Here is a 17,514-nt window from a genome sequence, read left to right on the forward strand (position 1 = left end):
TGATCGATCCGCATCGCGCCAGTGTCTGGAGAACCCTTCATGTATGCCATTACCGGAATCAGCGGCAAGGTCGGCGGCGCGGTCGCCGAGGCCCTGCTGCAAGCAGGCCGGCCCGTGCGCGCCGTGCTGCGCAACCCTGCCCACGCCGCCGCCTGGGCCGCCCGCGGCTGCGACGTCGCCATCGCCGACATGACCGACGCCGCGGCGTTGGCCCGCGCCTTCGAAAACGTGGACGGCGCGTTCATCCTGCCGCCGCCCCAATTCGACCCCGCGCCCGGCTTTCCCGAAGCGCGTGCCGCCATCGACGCGGTGGCCTCGGCCATCGCCCTGGGGCAGCCGCGTCGGGTCGTCTGCCTGTCGACCATCGGCGCGCAATCGACGCAGCAGAATCTGCTGACCCAGCGCACGCTGATGGAACAGGCGCTGCGGCGCCTGCCCGTACCCATGACCTTTCTGCGGCCGGGCTGGTTCATGGAGAATTTCGCGTGGGACGTGGCGTCGGCGCGCGATGACGGCCTGATCGCATCCTTCCTGCAACCGCTGGACCGCGCCATTCCGATGGTGGCCACCGCCGACGTCGGCCGCATCGCCGCGCAGTTGCTGCAAGACACCTGGACGGGCCTGCGCGTGGTCGAACTGGAAGGCCCGCAGCGCATCAGCCCGAACGATGCCGGCCGCGCCTTTGCCGACGCACTGGGCACGCCCGTGTCGGTGCAGGCCGTGCCGCGTGAAACCTGGGGCGCCCTGTTCACCGCCCAGGGCATGAAAGAGCCAATGCCGCGCATCCAGATGCTCGATGGCTTCAACGAAGGGTGGATCGACTTCGAAGGCCCGCGCGACAGCATCTTGAAGGGCCAGGTGACGCTGGCCGATGTCGTGCGGGGGTTGATCGCGCCCTAGCTGCCGTGCTGATTGCCGGCCGGATGATGGCCGGGCGGGCGCCGGTCGCATTCCGGATGCTGCTTCAGGCGTTCCTGGAAATCGCGCGCCAGTTGGTCGATGCTGATCGTCGCAAAGCGTTCGAGAAGCAGGCGGCGCGATTCGACCAGCGCGCCTTGCAACCCGGCGTTCACCGCCTGTTCGACCAGGCATTCCGGTTCGCTGTCGGCCAGCCCCAGCGCGAAGATGGGCGGCTCGCCCAGCGCCTGGTAGACGTCCAGCAGCGTCAGGTCGGACAGCTGGCGCGTCAGCACCCAGCCGCCGCCGTGGCCTTTTTCGGACTGCACGTAGCCGTGCTCGCGCAGGCCGGACATCATGCGGCGCACCACCACGGGGTTGGTGTTGAGCATCTTGCCGATGGTCTCGGAGGTCAGCGGCGCGTCGTGCTCGGCCATGTGGATCAGCACGTGCAGCATGCGTGACAGGCGGTTGTCGCTGCGCATCGGGGAAGTTTCCTGGGTCTTGGATTGAAACATTATAAGTTGCGTGAAAAGCGACGTTCGCCTTATCATGCAACTTTTAAAGTATCGAGATAGCCATGCAAGTGGAAGTGCAACCTCCCCGCTATGACGCCGTCATCGTCGGCGGCAGCTTCGCCGGCCTGTCCGCCGCCATGCAACTGGCCCGCGCCCGCCGCCGCATTGCCCTGGTGGACGCGGGCCTGCCGCGCAACCGCTACGCGGCGCATTCGCACGGCTTCCTGGGGCTGGACGGCAGGTCGCCCACCGAGATCGTGCGCATCGGCCGCCAGCAGTTGGCGGCCTACGGCACCGTGGAATTCATCGACGGCACCGCCACCCACGCCAAGGAATCGGCCGGACGCTTCCTGGTCACGATGGAAGACGGCCGCGTGCTGCATGCGTCCCGCCTGGTCCTGGCCACCGGCATGCGGGACGAACTGCCTGCCTTGCCCGGCCTGCAGGAACGCTGGGGCCAGACGGTGCTGCACTGCCCCTATTGCCATGGCTACGAAGTGGCTGACCGCCCGCTGGGCGTGCTGGCGGCGCATTCGCTGTCGGCCCATCAGGCGGCGCTGCTGCCCGACTGGGGCCCGACCACCTATTTCACGCAAGGGGAATTCGAACCCGACGCGGAACAAGCCGCCCTGCTGGCCGCGCGCGGCGTGCGCATCGAACGCACGCCGGTGGTGGGCCTGCTGGGCCAGGCGCCGCAGATCGACGCGGTGCAGCTGGCCGACGGCCGCCGCCTGCTGGTCAACGCGATCTTCGTGGCGGCCCGCGTGCACATGGCCAGCCCCCTGGCCATGCAGCTGGGCTGCGCCTTCGACGCGGGGCCGTTGGGGCCGTACCTGCGGGTCGACGATTTCAAGCAGACCACGGTGCCGGGCGTGTTCGCGGCGGGCGACGCCACCTTGCCCATGGCCAATGCCACGCTTGCCAGCGCGTCGGGCGTCATGGCGGGGGCTGCCGCGCACAACTCGCTGGTGCGGGCCGCGCTGCGCAGCCTGGGCTGACAAAGGGTCAGGCAGCGGGTCAGGCAGAGGCGCCTGGCGGCAACGTGCTTACCGAGCCGCCCGACGCCCGCTCAGGTGCACTGCCAGAGATGCCCGCTGACGCGGCAATGCGCGCACCAGAAGGTGTAGTTGCAGCCGCCGCTGCCCCACGACCATTCGCCGCCATCTTCCTGCGGCAGGTCGGAATCCAGCTGCATCGCAAACGCCATGCGGGTGTCGCAATCGGGACACGGCGGGTATTCGCCCTGCTGCACCCAGCTGGGCGGGCCGCCCACGCGGCTCAGGTTCTGGCGGCCGTTGGAATCGCCCCAGTCCTGCCAGGCCCAGCGCTTGGGCGCCTGGAACAGCGTCACGTCGGCTTCCAGCAACGGCCCGGTGGGAAACTCGGGGACAAGCGGGTCGTCCCGGCGCTGCGATGGATGCGCCTGCGGCGCGCCCTGGCCGTCGTGCCGAAAGAACAGCACTTCGGCATCCGCCTCCCAGCCTTGGCACGCCAGGCAGGTCGCGAATTCCAAAGGCGTCGCGCAATCGATGCCGGCCAACGCCGGCTGCGGCAGCGCCAGCAGGCGATGCAGCGGGCCGTGGCACAGGCCACAGGTGGCGGTCAGGGTGCCGCCCAGGCGGACGGCGGCGACCGCGGGCGCATCGGCCTGTGGCGCCTTTTCGGCAACTGACGCGGCAGCTGACGCCGCAACCGAGACGGGCGGCGCAGCGTTCACGGCCCCCCACGTCGGATGCAGGCGCTGGATATCCCGCCGCCAGGCCGGCTGAGAAGCCACCATCAATTTGCGCTGGGCTGCGCTGAAACGAATGTGCAGCGGCTGTTCACCGTGCAGCGCCCGGGCCTGCCCGTTGTCATCGGCATAGCCCACCGCCATCAGCCAATAGATGCCGTTGGATTCATCCTGCGGCGCGAACACGCGCCGCCAGACTTCCAACACCAGATCCGGATGGCGCGAATGCAGCACGGCGCGGGCCTTCAGGTATTCCAATGACCCTTCTTCGGCCTGCGGGCCGACATCCGCCAGCCACGCGCGGGCCGTGTCGGCATCCAGCGCACGCCAGGCCTGGTCCACGCCAAAGCGCGGGCCGCCCTGCCCCTGGTGCGCAGCCGCGAGCAGGTGATCCCAATCGTCGGCGAAGACCTCGGGCCATTGCGTGGCCGCGCAGTCCAGCACTTCGGACAGGCCGCTGCCCGTACCAAAGCGCCGGGACCGCTGCCAGGCCTGGCGCAGCACGTCGGCATGCGTGGCGTCGTCCATCAGGTCCAGGGCAGCGTCGATGAAGGTGGCGTGTTCCAGGCCGCGGTCCAGGAACAACTGCACCAGCGCGCCCAGGGCCTGGGCGTCTTCCTGCCGCAGCCGCAGCACCTGGCCCATGGGGTCGTTGTTCTTCCAGCCCCGTTGCTGGAAGGCCTGCACGATTTCAAGGGGCGACATCACGCCATCCGCCCGCTTGTCCGTCATGCCGGCTCCTTGCGGCCCGCACTGGCGAATTTCTTCCAGTCTTCGTTGTCCACCAGGGTGGACCGGAACACGCGCAGCTTCTCGCAGCCCTTGGTGGCCTTGAGCACCTTCTTGACCTGGTCGCACACCGTGGCCGGCAGCCATGGGCTAAGGGTGACGCGCTTGATGGCCGTCAGTTCGACCGGCACCCGCAGCACCGGCGTGTCGCGCGTCTTGCGGCATACGAACAGGCGGAATTCCTTTTCGTCGCGAAAGGCGTGGCGCTTCAGAAACGGCAGATCGGCATCGGCCGGCGGCTGCTCGCGCAGCGACTTGATGGTGCGGTACTGCACGGCCTCGGCGCGCATATCGGGCACGCCAGAGACCTGCGCCACCAGTTTTTCCTTGTCGAACTCGATGCAGACCCCGCCGCTGCCGTGCGAGAACACGCGCCAATGGTGGTAGGTCTCGGACGCCTCGGCCAGGCACAAGGCGTAGACGCCTTGCAAGCGCTTGGCTCGCGCATATTCCTCGATGTAGAACGAATCGTTGCGGTCGTCCCACGCCTTCGGATTGAGCAGCGCCAGTTCGCCGGACATGAGGAAATCGATCAGATAGGGAAGCTCGGTATATCGGCGCAGCGAGGTAGCCAAGGTGGCGCTCCGGTAATGAACCCAGGCGCCAGTCTACCCGCGCCGTGCGCCTCACGCACGGTACACTGGCCGCTTCGCCAAGGAGACCCGATGTTGCAGAACCATAGCGAATCCCGTCCCGCGCCCCGACGCCGCGCGCCCACCAGCCAGCGCTTCTGGTTCATCGCGCTGGGCGGCACCATCGCCTCGTCCAGCTACCAGATCATGCCTTTGCTGCAAGGCGATTTTTCGGTGCTGCAAAAGATGATCGTGCCCGCGGCCTTGCTGATCTGGCTGTACCGCGGCAGCGAATGGGCCCGCTGGCTATTGATGGCCGTGCTGCTCGGCTTTGGCATCATGAATATGTACCTGGGTTTCGCGCTGCTCGACTTGCCCGTCAGCTATTGGCTGAAGGTCTATGTGTTCAGCAGCTTCATGGTCGCAACCGGCCTGTACCTGGCGCTGGCCGGCAAAGATTTCCAGCACTACCGCAATTACGTCACCCAGCGCGACGGCCCGCGCGCCGCGGCCCGGCAACGGGCGGCCGAGCAGGCCCGCCGCCAGGGCGCGGCGCGCTAGCGCGCACTGCGCGTCAACGCAGCGCCGACGTAAAGAACGCGATCACCTTCGCGTTGAAGTCACGATGCCATGCCGCCCGGTCGAACCCGGGCGCATCGGCGCAGATCGCGGGCGTGGCGTCGGCCTGCCCCGCCGAGCACGGCGCGAGGAAGGCGAAATGCCCCGCGCCGTCGACCCGATGAAACTCGGCCTGCGGCAAGCCCGCGCGCACGGCATCCACGCTGGCGGGCGTGACGCCATCGCCGCCTAATGCCGACGCCCATAGCTGCACCGGGATCGACACCGCCTTCAGCGTGTCCGCCGTGAAGGCATTGAGGGGGTCGGCGATGACCGCCGCGCGGATCCGTTCATCACGCACATACGGCTGCGCGGCAATCTTGCCGTCGCGGATGTCGCGGCACATCGGCAGCCCCGATTCGTCCGCGCAGAGACTCAGCCCCTGCTTGAAATCGGGCACGGCCCCCGCCAGCACCAGCCCGGTATAGCCGCCCCGCGAGAACCCGAAGACCCCCACCCGGCCATCCAGCTGCGCCTTGCCAGGCCAGGCGCCGGTCAGGTAGTCGATCAGCCGCCGCATCTCGCGCGGGCGGGTCGAGAAGATCGACAGATACCCCTGGCGCGACTTGTCCAGCGCGTTGTCGCCCACATGGTTGATGGCCGCCACCACGAAGCCCGCGTCCGCCAGCGCCGCCGCGGTGTCGTGATGGCCCAGGAATGATCCGGCCGATCCGTGCGACATCACGATCAGCGGCTTGGCGCCCTCGATGATCGGGCAGTCCGGCGTCGCGGTGATCTCGACGCGACCGATCTTGACCTGGCCTGCCGGTGCCGCGCAGGGATACCAGATGCCGCCCTGCAAGGCCGGCCCGTTCATGTCCATGGGCAGGTTCAGGCGCTGAAAGCCCGCGGCCTGGGCGAGGCCGGCGGATGCCAGCAACAGGGCCAGGCAGAAGCGAAGGGAACGAAGACAGGCGGCGGCAGGCATACAGGCAGATGAAGGAGATGGGCGCAAAGGCCGAATGGCCGTGGAACACGGCCCGATCAGAGTGGGCATTTTAATGATCGCGGCGGGTCGGGGCGCGGCATGCCGATACGACGCAGGCAGGCACGTGTTGCAGCCCGGCCATGCCGGCCCGGACCTCGGCGCGCAGGTCGCTGGGGCTGCGGCCGGTCACGTCGCGGAAAATGCGGCCAAAGGTGCCCAGGCTTTCCCAACCGGTGGCGAACGCGATGTCGGTGATGGGCAGGTCGGTGTCGCGCAGCAAGGCAGTGGCCTGCTCGATGCGGCGCGTCAGCAGGTAGCGGTGCGGGGGCAAACCAAACGCTCGTTTGAAGGACCGGGCGAAATAGGCCTCGGAGACCCCGCTGACCTCGGCCAGGCGGCGGATGGGCCACGCCTGGTGCGACGCCGCGTCCATGCGGTCTTTGGCGCGCAGCAGGCGGCGCAAGAGCACCGGGTCCAACAAGGGCGCATCCGTCATCGGGTCGCTCCTATCCGTGACGATCAACCTGCCGCGCCAGCCAGATCGTCGCGCCGCCGCAGGTGGGATCGATTGCCACGTGCCGCACGACGGCAAAACCATTATCGGCCAGCAGTTGGCGATATTCGGCGGGGTCCAGGCTGCCGTGGTAGAGCGACCTGCCTTCGAACTGGCCGATGGCATGCCCCTGCGCGGGGCCGCTGGTGAACATCAAGGCTGCGCCCGGCGCAGCCAAACGGCGAAACCGGGCGAACATCGGCCGCTGATCGTCAGGAGCCAGATGGAAAAAGCTGTGCCAGGCAATCACGCCCTGGAACGTGTCGGGGCACGCAAACTGCCGCATATCGGCCGCAATCCAGCGATGATCGGGAAACGACGCCTGGGCGATATCCAGCAGCGGCTGTGACGTATCCACCCCCGTGATTTGGCAGCCCTGCTCGATCAGGTGCCGCGCGATCGGGGTGCCGGCGCCGCAGCCCAGGTCGAGCACCCGCACCGCACCGCCCGCCGGCATCAGGTCGAGAAAGGCGGCAAGCCAGGCCTGCTCGATCAAGGCATGCGTGCGGCGCTGCTTCTCGAAGGCGGCGGCATGGTCCTGATACAGCGCAATCACGTCATCGGCAGCGGGGTGGGACATGGTCAGGTTCCGGGAAGTCGGGACGGGGCAACGACGCCTGCCCGATCCTCAGCGATTGATCAGCAACGCATACACGGGCGGCGTCTGCGACGCGTCGATGAAGACAAACGCCGTGCCGTCCGAGCAGAAATTGGCGACTTCCTGGTAACCGCCGTCCTGCATCGGCACGCAATTGTCGATCTGCAACAGCAGACGTCCAGGCGGCACGCCCTGCGCGCCGTTGGCGGTCCAGTACGGCACGCCGTTGTACTTGGTGCGCCACTCGGTGGCCCAGTCGTGGGGATGCGCGATGTCGTCGGGCAGGTCGTCATGGCGGCCGTAATCGTAGAAATCCGCTTCCAGTTCGGGCGGGGCGCCGTCGTCGTCGATGCGCCAGCTGGCAATGCCCAATTCCGGGATCAGCTCAGGCAAGCCATCTTCGGCGTGTTCGGGCGGGGCCGTCGGGGCATCGCCCAACGCGGCACGCGGCAGGCTGAAGACGGCATTGGCGCCGCCGTCGCTTTCCCAGAAGCTGCAGACACTGTCCCATTCGCACTTGAAGGCGAACAGGACCTCGCCGGCGGGGATCGGCAAGACGGGCGCAGTGGCGTCGTCCGCCTGCCCCGGCGCCTGCGCGAGAAAGCTCATGGCCCGGCCGCACTCCTGGCATATCGGCCAGTGCGCGATGGGCAAGCCCCACGGCAGACCGCCCAGCTTGTGTACCAGGCCCGGCGCGGCGCCGGCGCAGAACGTGGGGTAATGGCTTTTCATGCAAGCACCTATGCTGTCAAGGGAACTGCCCAGACTATATCCGTTGCCGCCGGCCCTGTGCTGACACGGCCGTGACAGGTCACTACACCTCTTCGATGCGCACCTTGGGCGCGAACGGCGTGCCCAGATCCAGCGTGCGGTAGATGCGCTCCAGAATGCGCTGGCGACGTGTCGGCCGCCCCAGGCGCCAGCGCGTGTCCAGAAAAAGCAGCGGCACGGCAAAGCAGGCCCAGACAAACAGCAGGATCGCGAACAGGAATGTCGCCAGCTCAGGCAGGTCGGCATGCTCTTGTGGTGAACCGCCAAAATAGAGAAAGCCCACGACCACCAGCCAGGCGACCAGCAGCAGACTGCCCAGCAGCGCCAGCATCGGCACGCGCTGATTCAGGCCGACGCCGACCGGCCCGATCCGCGCATGCGCGCCGCGGAAATGACGGTGGCAGACGTAGACGCGGCCATCTTCCAGATTGCGCAGGCCGTAGACCAGCCGGTGCGGCCCCGCGCCGGGAATCTCGCCGGCGTAGGCGGCCAGCTCGACGCGGTCGCCTTCCGCCAGAAAAGGCTGGACGTTGCCCAGGTCTTCGCCGACGTGCAGTGCATAGTGCTGGCGACCGATCTGGAACCGATAGACGCCGAAACTGGGACGGTGCCGCGTCCCGGGGCGTGCCTCGTGGGTCAAGGACCGCAACACGCCGTGTACATGCAGGATCTCGGGCGATGCATCGGCGATGAGCTGTTCGCTGATCTGCGGCTCGCCAAGCCGTTGCTTGTCCGCCAGCAACGCCGACGCGGCGGCAGACGCATCGGCGCCAGGCAAGACCGGCCTGCCCTGCTGCTGGCGGTACCACGCTTCACTCTGCAAGATGGCTGGACGGTGCAGGCGGTTGTGCCACAGCCCATACAAGGCGCTGCCTGCCAGGATCAGCGCGACCAGGGCCACCGTCAAGGCAACCACCAGCAGCAGCACCTGCACGAAGGACCCCAGGTCCAGCAGGAAGCAGCCCGCGATCATTGCGGCGGCCAGCGCGGCGCCGATGCCGATGCTGCGCCAGGCGCGGCGTCGTTGATCCACGTAGTAGCGCGGTGCAATGCCGGGACCTTTCGCGGCAGACAGCCACGAAAAGTGCCGCAGCGACTGCGGGCCATCCAGCACGCCGACGCGCACGGGCACGCCTTGCTGCTGAAGTTCCTGCAACGTGCGGATGTCGGCGGCGCTCTCGAAGGCGCCATACACCGACACCCCATTCACCACGATATGGACGTTGCCTCGGACAAGCGGCACGGCGACACGCATCTGCTCGATGCGGCCTTCGACCATGGCGGCGGTGGAGGCAGTCGTGCGCTTGAACATGGAGCAAGTGGCCGCGGCGGCAGGCAGGAAAAGCGCACAGCATACCGCAGGGATCTCCGGGCCAACGCGCGCCGCGCCCTACCCCTGGCGGTGATGCTTGCGATGCCCCACCCGCTGGGCCCGGTAGATGCCCGCGTGCCCGGAAAACAGATACGCCGTGACGCAGCCGGTGGCCGCCAGCGGGCCGATGTCGGCGCCGAACAGTTCCATGGCCATCAGCGTGGTCGCGATCGGCGTGTTGGCCGCGCCGGCAAACACCGCCACGAAGCCGATACCGGCCATCATCGCGAACGGCATGTGCAAGAGCGGCGCCAGCGCATTGCCCAGCGTGGCGCCGATATAGAACAGCGGCGTGACTTCGCCGCCCTTGAAGCCCGTGCCCAGCGAGGCCACGGTAAAGGCGAACTTGCCCAGGAAGTCCCACGGCGCCATCGGCGCCTGAAACGAACGCACGATGTCGGGAATGCCCAGGCCGATGTAGCGGTAGGCGTCCAGCGTCCACACCGCCGTCGCGATAACGATGCCGCCCGCCACCGGGCGCAGCGGCGCGTAGGCGATAAGCTGCCTGACCCCGCCCGCCAGGGTGTGCACGGCCGCCGCAAACAACATGCCGACCAGGCCAAACACGATGCCCGCCGCCAACACCGCCGCCACGCTGGCCACGCCCACGGGTGCGATCGCGCCGATCGCATACGCCGTGTGGTGAATGCCCCAGGCCAGGCAGACCTGGTCGGCCACGATGCTGGCGACCAGACACGGAAACAGCGCCTCGTAGCGCATGCGGCCGATGGCCAGCACCTCCAGCCCGAACACCGCGCCGGCCAGGGGCGTGCCGAACACCGACGAAAAACCGGCGCTGATGCCCGACATCAACAGCACCCGGCGGTCTTCGCGTTCCAGCCGAAGCAGGCGCGTCAGCTGGTCCGCCAGCGCGGCGCCCATCTGCACGGCGGTGCCTTCGCGCCCGACCGACGCGCCAAACAGGTGCGACACGACCGTGCCGCCCAGCACCAGCGGCACCATGCGCAGCGGCACGACCTGCTTGGGGTCGTGGATCTCGTCGATGATGAGGTTGTTGCCGGCATCCACCGACTTGCCCAGCCGGTGATACACGTAGCCCACCCCAAAGCCGGCCACCGGCAGCAGCCAGATCACCCAGGCGTGGCTTTGCCGCCAACCGGTGGCCAGGTCCAGGGCAACCAGGAAGATCGCCGACGCGCAGCCGGCCAGCGCGCCGACCAGGGACGCAATCGCGAACCACTTGCCGGCGTAGGGCAAGCGTTCAAAGGGTTCTATACGGGGAAATCGCGGCATGGGTCATGGCTCGAAAGGACTCGGGCTGACCAATGGTTCAAGGCTGAACAGAAGCCGCAGATGAAGTCGCAAATACAGCCAAATGAGGCCAAAAATGCGAACGCCTACAGCCCCGACGTTGGTCAGGCTTCTGTAGGCGTCATCAACCGCGCAAGGCGCGGTGGTTAAAGGAGGAACACCATCTCCGTTGGCAGGAATATAGCCGAAGGCGGCGTGGCCTGCCCACCAGCAGGGCCAGCCGCCCGAATTCCTTGGGCGTCAACGGCAACGCCTGACCGGCCCGACGCGCAACAAGTCCAGCTCCAGGTCAGCGAACAGCAGCCTGTCGCCGGACTCCGGCACGCCGGTAAGCCAGATGTGGTTGATGTCGCGAAGGCCCTATCGCTTAGCGGCGCGCGTCACTCTGGCGCTGCACCTCGGCCTGGTAATCCGGCCCCGTGCGCAGCCGCACGTATTCCGAGAACGCGGCCTGGTATTCCGGGCTGTAGATATCCGGCGTGGCCTCGCCGCGCCAGAACCGGTCCACCCCGGCCCGCTTCCACAGCGCCAGATCGGCCAGCACTTCGGCGCGGGTCAACGAATGGCCATACGGACTGGTCAACGCCGTGGCCGGCGCGCCGGCCGATGCCACCGGCTGCGCCAGCGCGGCGCCCGACACGCCCGTCGCCAGGGCCAGGAACAAAGCGGTTTTACGAAGAATCTGCATGCTTCACACTCCTAAGAATCACGTTGGGTACTGCACGGAATTCATTCTAGGAAGGCGATGCAGACAGAAAGCGGATAGGGAGATTACGTTTTTGACATCCAGAAAAAAGCGCCACGGACCAGCCGTGGCGCGGGATGAAAAAAACTCAGGCGTCGATGCGTTTACCGCACCTTGCCCTCCTTCCAGGCTTCCAGCAGCTTCTCATAAGCCACCGTCTCGCCCTTGGGCTTTTCATTGGCCAGCTTCTTCCAAGGCGCGTGCTGATCCGACAGCCACTTGCTCGGATCGCTCTTGGCATTGAGCTTGGGCGCGCATTGCGCCATGCCGGCCCGTTCCAGCCGCGCCATGACCTGGTCCATTTCATTGGCCAGGTTGTCCATGGCGGCCTGCGGGGTCTTTTCGCCGGTGACGGCGGTAGCGACGTTCTTCCACCACAGCTGGGCCAGCTTGGGGTAGTCGGGCACGTTGTTGCCGGTGGGCGTCCAGGCCACACGCGCCGGGCTGCGGTAGAACTCGATCAGGCCGCCGTAGTTGGCCGCGTTCTTGGTGAAGTAGTCGCTGTGGATGTCGCTGTCGCGAATGAAGGTCAGGCCGGTGATGGACTTCTTGAGCGAGACCGACTTGGACGTGACGAACTGGGCGTACAGCCAGGCGGCGGCCATCTTGTCGGGGTTGGTGGACTTGAAGAAGGTCCACGAGCCGACGTCCTGGTAGCCGTTCTGCATGCCGTCCTTCCAGTACGGGCCGTAGGGCGACGGGGCCATGCGCCACTTGGGAGTGCCGTCATCGTTGACGACCGGCAGGCCCTTCTTGGTCATGTCGGCGGTAAAGGCCGTGTACCAGAAGATCTGCTGGGCGATCTGGCCTTGCGCGGGCACCGGGCCGGATTCCGAGAAGGTCATGCCCATGGCCTGCTGCGGCGCGTACTTCTTCATCCAGTCGACGTACTTGGTCAGCGCGTAGACGGCGGCCGGGCTGTTGGTGGCGCCGCCGCGTGCCACCGATGCGCCCACGGGGGTGCACTTGTCGTCGGCCACGCGGATGCCCCATTCGTCCACCGGCAGGCCGTTGGGCAGGCCCTTGTCGGCCGCGCCGGCCATGGACAGCCACGCGTCGGTGAAGCGCCAGCCCAGCGACGGGTCTTTCTTGCCGTAGTCCATGTGGCCATAGACCTTCTTGCCGTCGATTTCCTTGACGTCGTTGGAGAAGAAGTCGGCGATGTCTTCGTAGGCGGACCAGTTGGTGGGCACGCCCAGGTCGTAGCCGTATTTGGCCTTGAACTTGTCTTTCAGGTCTTGCCGGGCGAACCAGTCGGCGCGGAACCAGTAGACGTTGGCGAACTGCTGGTCGGGCAGCTGGTACAGCTTGCCGTCCGGCGCGGTGGTGAACTTGGTGCCGATGAAGTCCTTCAGGTCCAGACCCGGGTTGGTCCATTCCTTGCCGGCGCCGGCCATGTAGTCGGACAGCGGCAGGATGGCGCCGTAGCGGTAGTGGGTGCCGATCAGGTCGGAATCGGAAATCCAGCCGTCGTAGATGGATTTGCCGGACTGCATCGACGTCTGCAGCTTCTCGACCACGTCGCCTTCCTGGATCAGGTCGTGGTTGACCTTGATGCCGGTGATTTCCGTGAAGGCCTTGGCCAGGGTCTTGGACTCGTATTCGTGCGTGGTGATGGTTTCGGACACCACGTTGATTTCGGTGACGCCCTTGGCCTTGAGCTTGGCGGCGGCGTCGATGAACCACTTCATCTCGGCCATCTGCTGGTCTTTGGACAGGGACGACGGCTGGAATTCCGAATCGACCCACTTTTTCGCTTCCGGCTCGCCGGCCCAGGCTCCTGACGTACCGATCAGGGCGATGGCGGCCGCCATGGCGTGCATGCGCAATTTCATGACCTGTCTCCTCGATAAGTCTTCCCGTATCGTGCTGCGGACCGCTGGCCGGGGAAGACGCTGGCCGATAGTCCTTCCAAACCGCTGATGTCGCGTGGGGTTCTGTTGCCCCTTTCAGCCTTTTCTCATGATGAAAGCCAACAGCAGCATGGACAGCACGAAGCTGATCCACACCGATGGCGGCTCATCCAGCGAAAACCATTCCACCGCCTTCTGGCCGAAACCCAGGAACGCCAGGTTGAGCCAGGCCGCGGCCATCAAGCCGATGAACAGGCGGTCGCCGCGGGTGGTGCGCAGGGGCAGAAAGCCCTTGCGCTCGACCGTGGGCGATTTCAGTTCCCAGACCGTCATGCCCACCAGCATCACGACGATGCACGAGAAGAACACGGCGACCGGGGTGGTCCATACCATCCAGCTGAACATGTGCGCTCCCTGTCCTAGACGCGGCCCATCGCGAAGCCCTTCGCGATGTAGTGCCGCACGAACCAGATGACGATGCCACCGGGCACGATGGTCAGCACGCCTGCCGCGGCCAGCACGCCCCAGTCCATGCCTGATGCCGAGACGGTTCGGGTCATGGTGGCGACGATGGGCTTGGCGTTGACGGACGTCAGCGTGCGGGCCAGCAGCAGTTCGACCCAGCTGAACATGAAGCAGAAGAACGCCGCCACGCCGACGCCGGACTTGATCAGCGGCAGGAAGATCGTCAGGAAAAAGCGCGGGAACGAGTAGCCGTCGACATACGCGGTTTCGTCGATTTCGCGCGGCACGCCGGACATGAAGCCTTCCAGGATCCACACGGCCAGCGGCACGTTGAACACCAGGTGCGCCAGGGCCACGGCCAGGTGGGTGTCCATCAGCCCGAACGAGCTGTACAGCTGGAAGAACGGCAAGAGGAACACGGCCGGCGGCGTCATACGGTTGGTCAACAGCCAGAAGAAGACGTGCTTGTCGCCGATGAAGCGGTAGCGCGAGAACGCGTAGGCGGCCGGCAGCGCCACGGCCAGCGAGATGACGGTGTTGATGACGACGTAGATCAGCGAATTGATGTAGCCGGAATACCAGGCGGGATCGGTGAAGATCGTGCGGTAGTGTTCCAGCGTGAAATCGCGCGGCCACAGGGTCAGCGTGCTGACGATTTCGGTATTGGTCTTGAACGACATGTTCAGCATCCAGTACAGCGGAAGGATGGCGAACACCAGGTACAGCGCCAGGAAGGCGCCGCGCCACCAGGTGGATGAATCACGCATTGGCACGCTCCTCGTCAAAGCCGCCGGTGGTGCCGGCGCGCTGCATCCAGTTGTAGAGGATGAAGCACAAGAGCAGGATGATCAGGAAGTAGATGATCGAGAACGCCGCGGCCGGACCCAGGTCGAACTGGCCCACGGCCTTCTGCGTCAGGTATTGCGACAGGAAGGTCGTGGCGTTGCCGGGCCCGCCGCCGGTCAGGACGAAGGGCTCGGTGTAGATCATGAAGCTGTCCATGAAGCGCAGCAGCACCGCGATCATCAGCACGCCGCGCATCTTGGGCAGCTGGATGAAGCGGAACACGGCCAGGCGCGAAGCGCCGTCGATGCGGGCGGCCTGGTAGTAGGCGTCGGGGATGGCGCGCAGGCCGGCATAGCACAGCAGCGCCACCAGCGGCGTCCAGTGCCACACGTCCATCACCAGCACGGTGACCCAGGCGTCGACGTCGTTGCCGGTGTAGTTGTAATCCACGCCCAGCCACGACAGCGTCGCGCCCAGCAGGCCGATGTCGGTGCGGCCAAACACCTGCCAGATGGTGCCCACCACGTTCCACGGGATCAGCAGCGATAGCGCGATGATGACCAGCACCGCCGACGCCCGCCAGCTGCTGGCCGGCATCGACAGCGCCAGCAGGATGCCCAGCGGGATCTCGATGGCCAGCACAGCGAGCGAAAAGCCGATCTGCCGAAACAGCGCGCCGTGCAGCTCTTCGTCCTGCAGCACGGCGGCGAACCATTCGGTGCCGACGAACACGCGGCGCTCGGGCGAGATGATGTCCTGCACCGAGTAATTGACGATGGTCATCAGCGGCAGAATGGCCGAAAACGCCACGCACAGCACCACGGGCAGGACCAGGAACCAGGCCCGGTGATTGATCGGTTTCATCGGATCAGTTCCTCGTCGCGGTAAAAGCACGTGTGCGGATTCAGGGCCGACAGCCACACGGTGGCGCCAGGCGCCATGGCGGGAAGGTCGGCGCCCAGGCGGGCCCGCAGCGGCGTGCCTTCGAAGTCGGCCACCAGCAGCGTGTAGGTGCCCACGTCCTGCACGCGGTCCACGCGGACCGGCAAGGCGCCGGGCGCCTGGGCGTCGGTCAGGCGCAGGTATTCGGGGCGCACGCCCAGCTTGACCGGACCGGCGTGGGCCAATTTGGCCGCCAGGGCATCGGACAGCCCGTCGACACGGCACTGCCCTACCCGCAGTGCGCCGTCCCGCCACTGGGCGGGCAGGAAGTTCATGCCGGGCGAGCCGATGAAGTGGCCCACGAAGGTATGCGCGGGGCGTTCGAACAGGTCGTCGGCGCTGCCGACCTGCACGGCGCGGCCGCGCGCCATCACCATCACCTGGTCGGCAAAGGTCAGCGCCTCGGTCTGGTCATGCGTGACGTAGATCAGCGTGAGCTTGAATTCGTGGTGGATTTCCTTGAGCTTTCTGCGCAGTTCCCATTTCAGCTGGGGGTCGATGACGGTGAGCGGTTCGTCGAACAGAATGGCCGACACGTCGTTGCGCACCAGGCCGCGGCCCAGCGAGATCTTCTGCTTGGCATCGGCGGTCAGGCCGCTGGCGCGGCGATCGAGCACGTGCGACATCTCCAGCATTTCGGCGATGCGGCCGACGCGTTCGCGGATGCGTTCGGGCGGCACGCCGCGGTTGCGCAGCGGAAAGGCCAGGTTCTCGGCGACCGTCATGGTGTCGTACACCACCGGAAACTGGAACACCTGGGCGATGTTGCGCGCCTGCGGCGTCTTGCCGGTGACGTCCTGGCCGTCGAACAAAATACGGCCATGGGACGGGCGCAGCAGGCCCGACACGCAGTTCAGCAAGGTGGTCTTGCCGCAGCCCGACGGGCCCAGCAAGGCATAGGCGCCGCCGTCGCGGAAAGTGAACTTCAGCGGCAGCAGCGCGTAGTCCTCGTCGGCCTGGGGATGGGCGACGTAGGAATGAGAGAGGTCCAGCTCGATCTGTGCCATCAGGCGCCCCCCCCGGTTGCGGCGCGGCGCGCGGGCGCGGCCAGCAAGGCGCCGTCGGCGCCAAAGGCGTAGGTCTGCGCCGGGTCGAAATACAGCGTCAGCGGCTGGTCCAGCGTGTAGCGATGCACGCCGGGCAGCTGCGCCACCACGTCGCCGGCCGCCGTGCGGGCATGCACGAAGGTGTCGGACCCGGAGATCTCGGCCAGCTTGACCACGCCGTCCAGGCCGATGTGGCCGGGGCGCGGGGTCACGTCCAGCGCGCCGGCGCGCAGTCCGGCGGTCAGGTCGCTGCCGGTGCTGGGCGGCAGATGCCGCGCCACCGTGATGCCGCCCTGCAACGCAAAGCCGATTTCGTTGCGCCGCGCGGCGAACAGGATCATGGGCGGGTCGCTGAACGCGCGCGCCACTCGAATGGAGTTGGGGCGGTGAAAGACCTCGGCCGTGGGGCCGTATTGCAGCAGTTCGCCGGCATCAAGCACGGCGGTGTGGCCGCCCAGCAACAGGGCTTCGCCCGGTTCGGTGGTGGCGTAGACCACGGTGGAACGGCCCTGCGCGAACAATGCCGACAGCTCGTCGCGCAGTTCTTCGCGCAGCTTGTAGTCCAGGTTGACCAGGGGTTCGTCCAGCAGGATCAGGGGCGCGTCCTTGGCCAGGGCGCGGGCCAGGGCCACCCGCTGCTGCTGGCCGCCGGACAGTTCCGACGGGTAGCGCGCCAGCAGGTGGTCGATGTGCAGCCGCGCCGCCATGGCGCCGACCTTGTCGGCAATGCCGGCTTCACCGCGCAGCTTGAGCGGCGACGCGATGTTGTCGAACACCGTCATGGACGGATAGTTGATGAATTGCTGGTAGACCATGGCGACATTGCGCTGGCGCACCGGCACGCCGGTCACGTCGCGGCCGTCGGCCAGCACGTGGCCTTCGGTGGGCCGATCCAGCCCGGCCATGATGCGCATCAGCGATGTCTTGCCCGCCAGGGTGGCCCCCAGCAGGACGGTCATGGCGCCTGGCACCGGGGCCAGGGTCATCGGATACAGGTGCGTCTGCGAGCCGGCTCGCAAACCTATCCTGTCCAGGGTCAGCTGCATCTGGTCTCCTG

General features: G+C 66.8%; 19 protein-coding genes and 1 riboswitch. Of the genes, 3 read left to right on the forward strand and 16 right to left on the reverse strand.

Annotated elements, in window-relative coordinates:
• Positions 1-39 precede the first annotated feature (39 nt).
• Positions 40-900 (forward strand): NmrA family NAD(P)-binding protein, encoded by an 861-nt coding sequence (locus tag AC6LJ2_RS18505; RefSeq protein ID WP_498151900.1) that lies wholly within the window; start codon positions 40-42, stop codon positions 898-900.
• Here the strand turns inward: AC6LJ2_RS18505 and AC6LJ2_RS18510 are convergent.
• The gene (locus AC6LJ2_RS18510) at positions 897-1,382 is read right to left on the reverse strand and encodes an Rrf2 family transcriptional regulator (RefSeq protein WP_498151901.1); all 486 of its coding nucleotides are present in this window, start codon (positions 1,380-1,382) and stop codon (positions 897-899) included. The genes AC6LJ2_RS18505 and AC6LJ2_RS18510 overlap by 4 nt on opposite strands.
• Positions 1,383-1,477: 95 nt before the next feature.
• Here AC6LJ2_RS18510 and AC6LJ2_RS18515 point away from each other — a divergent pair, with 95 nt between their 5' ends.
• Positions 1,478-2,413, forward strand: coding sequence for an NAD(P)/FAD-dependent oxidoreductase (locus AC6LJ2_RS18515; protein ID WP_498151902.1), 936 nt, complete (start codon positions 1,478-1,480; stop codon positions 2,411-2,413).
• A 71-nt stretch (positions 2,414-2,484) separates the two neighbouring features.
• Here AC6LJ2_RS18515 and AC6LJ2_RS18520 read toward each other — a convergent pair whose 3' ends face one another.
• Positions 2,485-3,879, reverse strand: coding sequence for a hypothetical protein (locus AC6LJ2_RS18520; protein WP_498151903.1), 1,395 nt, complete (start codon positions 3,877-3,879; stop codon positions 2,485-2,487).
• Complete coding sequence (locus tag AC6LJ2_RS18525; protein WP_498151904.1) at positions 3,876-4,511, reverse strand: DUF2971 domain-containing protein; 636 nt, start codon at positions 4,509-4,511, stop codon at positions 3,876-3,878. The genes AC6LJ2_RS18520 and AC6LJ2_RS18525 overlap by 4 nt, the downstream gene beginning before the upstream one ends.
• A 90-nt stretch (positions 4,512-4,601) precedes the next feature.
• Here AC6LJ2_RS18525 and AC6LJ2_RS18530 point away from each other — a divergent pair, with 90 nt between their 5' ends.
• Positions 4,602-5,069, forward strand: a complete 468-nt coding sequence (locus AC6LJ2_RS18530) for a hypothetical protein (RefSeq protein WP_498151905.1) — start codon at positions 4,602-4,604, stop codon at positions 5,067-5,069.
• 13 nt (positions 5,070-5,082) lie between these two features.
• Here AC6LJ2_RS18530 and AC6LJ2_RS18535 read toward each other — a convergent pair whose 3' ends face one another.
• The 13 genes from AC6LJ2_RS18535 to AC6LJ2_RS18595 all read right to left on the reverse strand — a co-directional run bounded on the left by AC6LJ2_RS18535 (position 5,083) and on the right by AC6LJ2_RS18595 (position 17,503).
• The gene (locus tag AC6LJ2_RS18535) at positions 5,083-6,054 is read right to left on the reverse strand and encodes an alpha/beta hydrolase family protein (protein WP_498151906.1); all 972 of its coding nucleotides are present in this window, start codon (positions 6,052-6,054) and stop codon (positions 5,083-5,085) included.
• 70 nt (positions 6,055-6,124) lie between these two features.
• Positions 6,125-6,550 (reverse strand): helix-turn-helix transcriptional regulator, encoded by a 426-nt coding sequence (locus AC6LJ2_RS18540; protein ID WP_498151907.1) that lies wholly within the window; start codon positions 6,548-6,550, stop codon positions 6,125-6,127.
• 10 nt (positions 6,551-6,560) lie between these two features.
• Positions 6,561-7,187, reverse strand: a complete 627-nt coding sequence (locus AC6LJ2_RS18545) for a class I SAM-dependent DNA methyltransferase (RefSeq protein WP_498151908.1) — start codon at positions 7,185-7,187, stop codon at positions 6,561-6,563.
• 48 nt (positions 7,188-7,235) lie between these two features.
• Positions 7,236-7,937 (reverse strand): hypothetical protein, encoded by a 702-nt coding sequence (locus AC6LJ2_RS18550; protein WP_498151909.1) that lies wholly within the window; start codon positions 7,935-7,937, stop codon positions 7,236-7,238.
• 82 nt (positions 7,938-8,019) lie between these two features.
• The gene (locus AC6LJ2_RS18555) at positions 8,020-9,288 is read right to left on the reverse strand and encodes a hypothetical protein (RefSeq protein WP_263913239.1); all 1,269 of its coding nucleotides are present in this window, start codon (positions 9,286-9,288) and stop codon (positions 8,020-8,022) included.
• Positions 9,289-9,366: 78 nt separating this feature from the next.
• Positions 9,367-10,602, reverse strand: a complete 1,236-nt coding sequence (locus AC6LJ2_RS18560; RefSeq protein ID WP_498151910.1) for a voltage-gated chloride channel family protein — start codon at positions 10,600-10,602, stop codon at positions 9,367-9,369.
• 126 nt (positions 10,603-10,728) lie between these two features.
• Positions 10,729-10,797, reverse strand: a riboswitch (Fluoride riboswitch).
• A gap of 190 nt (positions 10,798-10,987) precedes the next feature.
• Entirely contained in the window at positions 10,988-11,308 is a 321-nt protein-coding gene (locus AC6LJ2_RS18565; RefSeq protein WP_498151911.1) for a DUF4148 domain-containing protein, read from the reverse strand.
• 161 nt (positions 11,309-11,469) lie between these two features.
• Positions 11,470-13,200 (reverse strand): ABC transporter substrate-binding protein, encoded by a 1,731-nt coding sequence (locus AC6LJ2_RS18570; protein ID WP_498151912.1) that lies wholly within the window; start codon positions 13,198-13,200, stop codon positions 11,470-11,472.
• Between the two features lie 114 nt (positions 13,201-13,314).
• Complete coding sequence (locus tag AC6LJ2_RS18575; protein WP_498151913.1) at positions 13,315-13,623, reverse strand: DUF2160 domain-containing protein; 309 nt, start codon at positions 13,621-13,623, stop codon at positions 13,315-13,317.
• 14 nt (positions 13,624-13,637) lie between these two features.
• Positions 13,638-14,450, reverse strand: coding sequence for a carbohydrate ABC transporter permease (locus AC6LJ2_RS18580; protein WP_263913235.1), 813 nt, complete (start codon positions 14,448-14,450; stop codon positions 13,638-13,640).
• Positions 14,443-15,333 (reverse strand): carbohydrate ABC transporter permease, encoded by an 891-nt coding sequence (locus tag AC6LJ2_RS18585; RefSeq protein WP_498151914.1) that lies wholly within the window; start codon positions 15,331-15,333, stop codon positions 14,443-14,445. The genes AC6LJ2_RS18580 and AC6LJ2_RS18585 overlap by 8 nt, the downstream gene beginning before the upstream one ends.
• Positions 15,330-16,418: an ABC transporter ATP-binding protein gene (locus tag AC6LJ2_RS18590; protein WP_498151915.1), complete on the reverse strand. Its 1,089-nt coding sequence runs from the start codon at positions 16,416-16,418 to the stop codon at positions 15,330-15,332. Before AC6LJ2_RS18590 ends, AC6LJ2_RS18585 begins: the two co-directional genes overlap by 4 nt.
• On the reverse strand, positions 16,418-17,503 hold the full coding sequence (locus AC6LJ2_RS18595; RefSeq protein ID WP_498151916.1) for an ABC transporter ATP-binding protein: 1,086 nt from the start codon (positions 17,501-17,503) through the stop codon (positions 16,418-16,420). The genes AC6LJ2_RS18590 and AC6LJ2_RS18595 overlap by 1 nt, the downstream gene beginning before the upstream one ends.
• Positions 17,504-17,514: the final 11 nt, after the last annotated feature.

The sequence above is a fragment of the Achromobacter sp. 1014246743 genome, assembly GCF_059760725.1.